At 62.5% G+C, this 6,000-nt stretch carries 7 protein-coding genes and 1 pseudogene; 4 read left to right on the top strand and 4 right to left on the bottom strand.

The window, feature by feature from the left end:
- Window positions 1-162: 162 nt before the first annotated feature.
- The 3 genes and pseudogenes from SO180_RS35450 to SO180_RS35440 all read right to left on the bottom strand — a co-directional run bounded on the left by SO180_RS35450 (window position 163) and on the right by SO180_RS35440 (window position 3,002).
- On the bottom strand, window positions 163-1,089 hold the full coding sequence (locus tag SO180_RS35450) for a substrate-binding periplasmic protein (protein ID WP_449383460.1): 927 nt from the start codon (window positions 1,087-1,089) through the stop codon (window positions 163-165).
- A complete protein-coding gene (locus tag SO180_RS35445; protein WP_449383459.1) occupies window positions 1,086-1,442 on the bottom strand; it encodes a c-type cytochrome in 357 nt (118 codons plus the stop codon). Before SO180_RS35445 ends, SO180_RS35450 begins: the two co-directional genes overlap by 4 nt.
- Before the next feature lie 13 nt (window positions 1,443-1,455).
- Window positions 1,456-3,002: pseudogene (locus SO180_RS35440) on the bottom strand (outer membrane protein assembly factor BamB family protein).
- Between the two features lie 311 nt (window positions 3,003-3,313).
- Here SO180_RS35440 and SO180_RS35435 point away from each other — a divergent pair.
- On the top strand, window positions 3,314-3,706 hold the full coding sequence (locus SO180_RS35435) for an EF-hand domain-containing protein (RefSeq protein WP_449383458.1): 393 nt from the start codon (window positions 3,314-3,316) through the stop codon (window positions 3,704-3,706).
- A gap of 28 nt (window positions 3,707-3,734) precedes the next feature.
- Here SO180_RS35435 and SO180_RS35430 read toward each other — a convergent pair whose 3' ends face one another.
- Entirely contained in the window at window positions 3,735-4,001 is a 267-nt protein-coding gene (locus SO180_RS35430) for a hypothetical protein (RefSeq protein ID WP_449383457.1), read from the bottom strand.
- Window positions 4,002-4,148: 147 nt separating this feature from the next.
- Here SO180_RS35430 and SO180_RS35425 point away from each other — a divergent pair, with 147 nt between their 5' ends.
- The 3 genes from SO180_RS35425 (at window position 4,149) to SO180_RS35415 (ending at window position 5,973) form a co-directional block, all read left to right on the top strand.
- On the top strand, window positions 4,149-4,475 hold the full coding sequence (locus SO180_RS35425; protein ID WP_449383456.1) for a hypothetical protein: 327 nt from the start codon (window positions 4,149-4,151) through the stop codon (window positions 4,473-4,475).
- A 257-nt stretch (window positions 4,476-4,732) separates the two neighbouring features.
- Window positions 4,733-4,813, top strand: coding sequence for a pyrroloquinoline quinone precursor peptide PqqA (gene pqqA, locus SO180_RS35420; protein WP_035663753.1), 81 nt, complete (start codon window positions 4,733-4,735; stop codon window positions 4,811-4,813).
- A gap of 290 nt (window positions 4,814-5,103) precedes the next feature.
- Entirely contained in the window at window positions 5,104-5,973 is an 870-nt protein-coding gene (locus SO180_RS35415) for a hypothetical protein (protein WP_449383455.1), read from the top strand.
- Window positions 5,974-6,000: the final 27 nt, after the last annotated feature.

The raw sequence follows: 6,000 nt of genomic DNA, 5'->3' as shown, positions 1-6,000 counted from the left end.
ATGCGAGCGCCGTGCCGCACTCTCGCTGTCATCGCCCGGCTTGACCGATGGCCAACCTGTCGGCGATGTGTCCGAACAGGTGTCAGCCATGTCCCCGGACTAAACATCAAGCCGGGGCATGACAGCGGAGAACGAGGAGCTGCCGTTCTCAATGAAGAGTTCTCACCTCTGAATGATCTGCTTCCAGACGTCGCCGAGGATCGCGGGCTCGCGCGGTGGCAGGTAGGTGAGCCCGGCCTGCTTGCCGAACTCGGCTATCTTGCCTTCTGTCATGAGCTCGGTGAGCGCGTTGTTGACGGTGGTCATCAGGATGGGATCGCTGGCAAGTCCGACATAGCCGCGATTGGCGCCGATCGGATAGTAGTAGCCGGACGCGGTGATCGCGGTGTCGGGATGGGCGGCGCGGTAGGCGTCGAAACGGGCGAGATCGAGCAGCGTTGCATCAAAGTCGCCTCGGTCGAGCGCGCCGAGGAGATCGTCGCGGCCGGGTACGAGATGCGTGATGCCGTCGATCAGCCGTCCCTTGTCGAAGCTCATCAAAATGGCGTCGCCCAGCGATCCGCTTTCGATCGCGAGGCGGAGACCTGCGAGATCGCCGATATCACCGATCTTGCGATCGCGAGCCTTCGGACCGAGCACGAACGTCATCGGCGAATAGATGTAGGGCTGGCTCGGTGCGAGCGCGCCCAGCGTAACGCGGCGCCGACGGTCCTCGCGGGTGGCGCCGTCGAAATCCGGAAGCCTTGCAGTTTTCATACCGGGCACGACGAGGGAATCGCGGGTCAGTGCATAGCTGCCGACCAGCGCACAGCGCCCGTCCGACAGCAGCGCGTTGGCCTCGAGCTGCGGGCTCGAATCCTCGTCCAGCTTGCTTTCGAACCACTGGATCTGGAGTGGCCGGTCGAGCCGCCGTGCGATCGCCTGCGCCAGCGTCACGTCGAAGCCCGTGCCCGGCTTGCCGCGGTGATGCACGGACAGCGGTGGCCTGTCCTCGTCGAGGCATATTCGCAAGGGATCCGCCGCATTCGCGACCGTCGCGAGAGCCGCAAGCATCGCGGCAAGGCCGAAGGCCCGAAGCCGAATTCTCATGGCCGTCTCCGGCTCGAAATGTAGGCCCAGAGGTCGGTGATGTCGTCCTCGCTGAGGATGTCGCCCCACGGCGGCATCTTGTTGTTCTTGCCGTTCTTCACCGTGGTGACGAAACGCGTCTTGTCGTCAGGGAAGGCGCGCAGGTCCGGCGTGATGGTGCCGGAGTTCATCATGCCGGGACCGTGGCAATGCGAGCATTTTTCGGCGTAGGTCGCCTTGCCGTGGTCGACCTGCGCCTGCACGGGGTTGCCGTTCGGTTCATCCGCGCCGCGGGTGGTTGCTACGGACGCAGCCGCCAGCCCCGCGACGGCGGCGAATGTCGCCGCCGTCCTGATCAAAGTGTCTTTCCGCACGTCGACCCCGTGGTTATTGCTTGATTGCGAAAACCCACAGGGAGCCGCCGGGCGGCACCTTGGCGAGCCGCTCGTCGCCGGAGAACAGCGAGTAGACGCCGCCATAACCGCTCGCCACCGCGACATACTGCACGCCGTCCTGCTGCCAGGTCACCGGCTGTCCCTCGATGCCGGAGCCGGTCTGGAACTGCCAGAGCTTCTTGCCGGTGTCGGCGTCGAAGGCTTCGAACTCACCGGTCAACGCGCCCGAGAACACGACGCCGCCCGCGGTCGACAAGACACCCGAGAAGCGCGGGATGTCGCTCGCCGCTTCCCACTTCGACTTGCCGGTCAAGGGATCGATCGCCTTGAGATGGCCGCGCGGGCCGTCACCGAACTCCCAGGGATCGGTGAGGTCCATGCCGAGATACCATTCACCCTGCTTGAAGGTGACCGGCTCGGACTTGTACTTGCCGCCGAAGTTGAGCGTGTTGGCATAGGCAAGGCCGGTCTGCGGATTGAACGACATCGGCTCCCAGTTCTTGCCGCCGAGGATCGACGGATAGACCGTGACCTGTCTCTTATACACATGTAGAAGAAGCCGTTGCGGTTGGCGTCCATCAGCACCTTGGTCGGCTTGCCCTCGACGTTCATGTCGGCGAGCACCATTTCGGCGACCGCGTCATAGTCGAACGGATTGTTCGGCGAGAACTGGTAGTGCCACTTGATCTTGCCGGTCTTGGGATCCATCGCCAGCACCGAGCAGGTGTAGAGGTTGTCGCCCGGACGAACCGCCGAGTTGAACGGGCCCGGATTGCCGATGCCCCAATAGACCGTGTTCAGCTCCGGATCGTAGGAGCCGGTGATCCAGGTCGAGCCGCCGCCGAGTTTCCAGGTGTCGCCCTTCCAGGTGTCGCCGCCCGGCTCATCCGGCGAGGGGATCGAATGGGTACGCCAGAGGTGCTTGCCCGTCGCCGGATCCCAGCCGTCGATGAAGCCGCGGGTGCCGAACTCGGCGCCGGAGATGCCGGTGATGACGACGCCGTCGGCGACCAGCGGGGCCACAGTCATCGAGTAGCCTTCCTTGATGTCGGCGGCCTTCTCGCGCCACAGCTCCTTGCCGGTCTTGGCGTCGAGTGCGATCACGTTGGCGTCGAGCGTCGTGCGGAACACCTTGCCGTCGTACAAGGCCGCGCCACGATTGATGATGCCGCAGCAGACGATACGCGGTGTTTCCGCGGGGTACTCGACCTTGGTCTTCCAGATCTGCTTGCCGGTCTTGGCGTCGACCGCCATGGTGGCGTTGTGCGAGGTCACGTAGATCACGCCCTGGTAGACCAGCGGCTGCGATTCCTCGCTGCGATCGTCGTTGAAGCTGTAGTTCCAGACCGGGACGAGGTTCTTGATGGTGTCCTTGTTGATCTGATTCAGCGTCGAGAAACGCTGCAGATTGTAACCCATCCCGTAGTTGAGAACATTCGATGTGTCTGACGCGCCCTTGTTGAGTTGTTCTGTGGTCTGGGCATTCACACCCGTCGACGCAAGCATGACGAGGCTCGCGGCCATCGCAAAGCGTTTCATCCGTTCCTCCCAATGTGCGCGCCTTTTGACGCTGCGATCGCAACACTCTGATGGAACGCAAAATGCGTCAATACGAAAGTCGTAACCACGCTGATGAATTGTTGGACGCCAGTTACTCCTGGTAAACTGCTTGCCATTCCGCACTGCATACAAGAACGCGAGCGAGAAATTCCGCAGCACGAAGATTGCCGGCCATGCGTTGCCAGCTTTGCGTGTTCACCACGAGGCGCGTAGAGTTCGAACCATGGCCCGGCTGGCGACTTGTTTCGATTCCATGGGCGAGCCGGGACGCTCGAGCAGGGAGGGTTTCAATGATATCGCGTCGATCCATCGCATTCGCAGTTGCAGGCACGTTGCTCGGTGGTCCGGCCTGGTCGGCATCCCCAAACGCCATCAAGATGCTCGACACGGACAATGACGGCACGCTCGATCTCGCCGAGGTGAAGAAGGCCGCAACTGCGGTGTTCGCCAAGCTCGATCCCGATCATGACGGCACGCTCGACGCGCGCGAGCTGCGCGGACGGTTGACCGCCAAGGAGCTCGCAGCGGCCGATCCGGATCACGACGGAACGCTCACGCTGGACGAATATCTCGCCGTCGTGGAGCAGCGCTTCAACGCCGCCAACCCCGACAAGGATGGCACGCTCGACGCCAAGGAGCTGAAGTCGCCTGCGGGACGTGCTCTGCTACGGCTCCTCAAATGAGCGTCTGATTGCGGCTTCAGGCTTGCGTCTAGTTCGTCAGTGCGTTCGGGCAGGCGATCGGACGCAGCCTTGCGCCGCGCTTCTCGGGCGGCACATTGCAATCATCGATCCGCTGTTCATCCGTCCATTTCGGGCCGAGCCGCTCCTTGCCAGTGAGAGTTGCCTTGCTGGTCTGCGTTGTCATCGTGCCCGGTGGCGGCGCGGATCGCTCATCGCGACGCTCACCAGCAATCGCCCGATATGCAAGGCTCGCAACGAGCAGTGAAATCAGGAATCGTCCGCGGAACGTGGCCATGAATCCCTCCGAGATCCCTTTCATTGGTGCGACTACATCGCAATCAATTCTGTCCCGCCACCCGGAACCTGGGACGCGCCGACCTGTTTCTCCCGCGACATCCCGCATCGCGCCGGGGCAGCGCAGCGGGGAGGAGAGGAGATCGAGATGAACACCAAACGCCTGATTTTGACTGCATGCTCCATCGTGGCCCTGAGTGTCGGCAGCGCGATCGCGGGTCCCTGCAACACCGGCAACGCAACCACCGACAAGGACGCGGGCTCGGGTCCAGTGACCGTCGGCTCGGCGCAGCAGTCGCAAGGTTCTGCGAATGATACGAGTCAGCATCCGCCGACCAGCACGATGAATCGCGCCAGCGGTGAAACGGCTGCGTCGTCGGAAGATGCGCAGCGGCAGATGCAGAGCCAGCCGACTGCGGCACAGCGCGCGGAAGGCGCAAAGGCCAATCCGCAAACAGCCGACAAGGGTTGTTGAGGACGTGCTGACATCGGCCGATATCGCTGTCGGGAAAATCTCCCGGCGCATCGGATTCGGGAAGGCCTCCCGATGCATCGCACAAGGCTGCCTGCGCGTTTGCCCAAAAGTGAAGGCGTTTTGCCCGAGAGAGAACTAGGTTTGCGAAGAATCGAACAAGTGATGTTCAGCGCGCGATTACAGGCTTGCGTGATCGGCGATGCAGCCCTAGGTTTTGCCTCGCGCGATGTCGCGCTCAATACCTTGGGAGACCCCGAATGGCTTGGAAAGCTCCGAAGATCGTGGAAGTGTCGGTCGGCATGGAAATCAACATGTACGCCTGCGCTTCGCGCAAGTAAGACCATCCTGACGACCTGCCGCGGCTTCAACGGTCAACACCGTTGAAGCCGTGGCAGTGTCAGCAAGCCCGAATGTTTCGACCCATGTCGAATTGATCACTCTCCTCCCTGAAGTCGTCACTCTCCTCTGAAGTCTCTTGTCTGAAGTCTCTTGGCCTGAAGCCACACCCGGGCCGGCTTTGACGATCACGCTCCAAAATCTCGACTCAACCGCCGCCGCAGTGTGTTACGCTGCCGCTTGGTCAGCGCTGTTGCCGCTTTTGGAGCGGCGCGCGCTTGCAGGAGCGGGGATGCGGCGAATTGCACACGGGGTTTTGGTTGTCGTCGCATGCGTTATCGCGCTCGCGCCGCTCTGCACGCACGCCGAGGAGGGTTTTGATACCGAGCACATCTTCGGCTTCATGATCGGATCGGATGTCGGCAATCCCGGCGAGCGCGAATTCCAGAGCCAGACCACGGGGCGGTTCGGCAAAGGCGGCGGGACGTACCGCGCGGTCGGTCAGGAGGTCGAGATCGAGCTGGTGCCGCTGCCGAACTTCCGCGTCGAGATTGGCAGCAGCGTCGCATTGCACGACATCACCGGGGTCCCCGATATCGACGATCGCCGTCAGCTCAATTTTCAGGGATTTTCGCTCGACCTGCGCTATCGCCTGCTCGATCGCGAGAACGCGCCATTCGGGATGACCATCGCCGCGGAAAGCCATGGCGAGCGCATCGATGAAATGACGGGCGCGAAGGCGCGCAGCTACGGCACCGACTTCACCCTCGCATTCGACCGCGAGATCATTCCCAATTTCGCGATCGGCGCGCTCAACCTGATCTATCAGCCGGAATGGACGCGGTTCGAGATTCCCGACATATCCGACAAGAGCTCCACCATCGGTGCGGCGTTCGCCGGCATGGTGCGTGTGCATCCGAACATCCTGCTCGGCGGCGAGTTGCGTTACTTCCGGCAGTATGAGGGCATCGGGCTCGGCGACCTCGCCGGCCAGGCGCTGTTCGTCGGCCCAACCGCCTATTTTCAGCTTTCGGAGCGCTCGCGCCTGACGGCGAGTTGGAGCGCGCAGGTGTGGGGACGTCCCGCGGGGACGGGCGCCAATCTCGACCTCGTCAATTTCGAGCGCCACCAGGCGCGATTGGTGTTCGGTGTCAACTTCTAGACTTGGACCGAAGCACGTCCACATGGG

The organism is Bradyrhizobium sp. UFLA05-112 (genome assembly GCF_053572325.1).
Note: the sequence above shows the minus strand (reverse complement) of the source record. Positions and strands in the feature narration are given on the sequence as shown.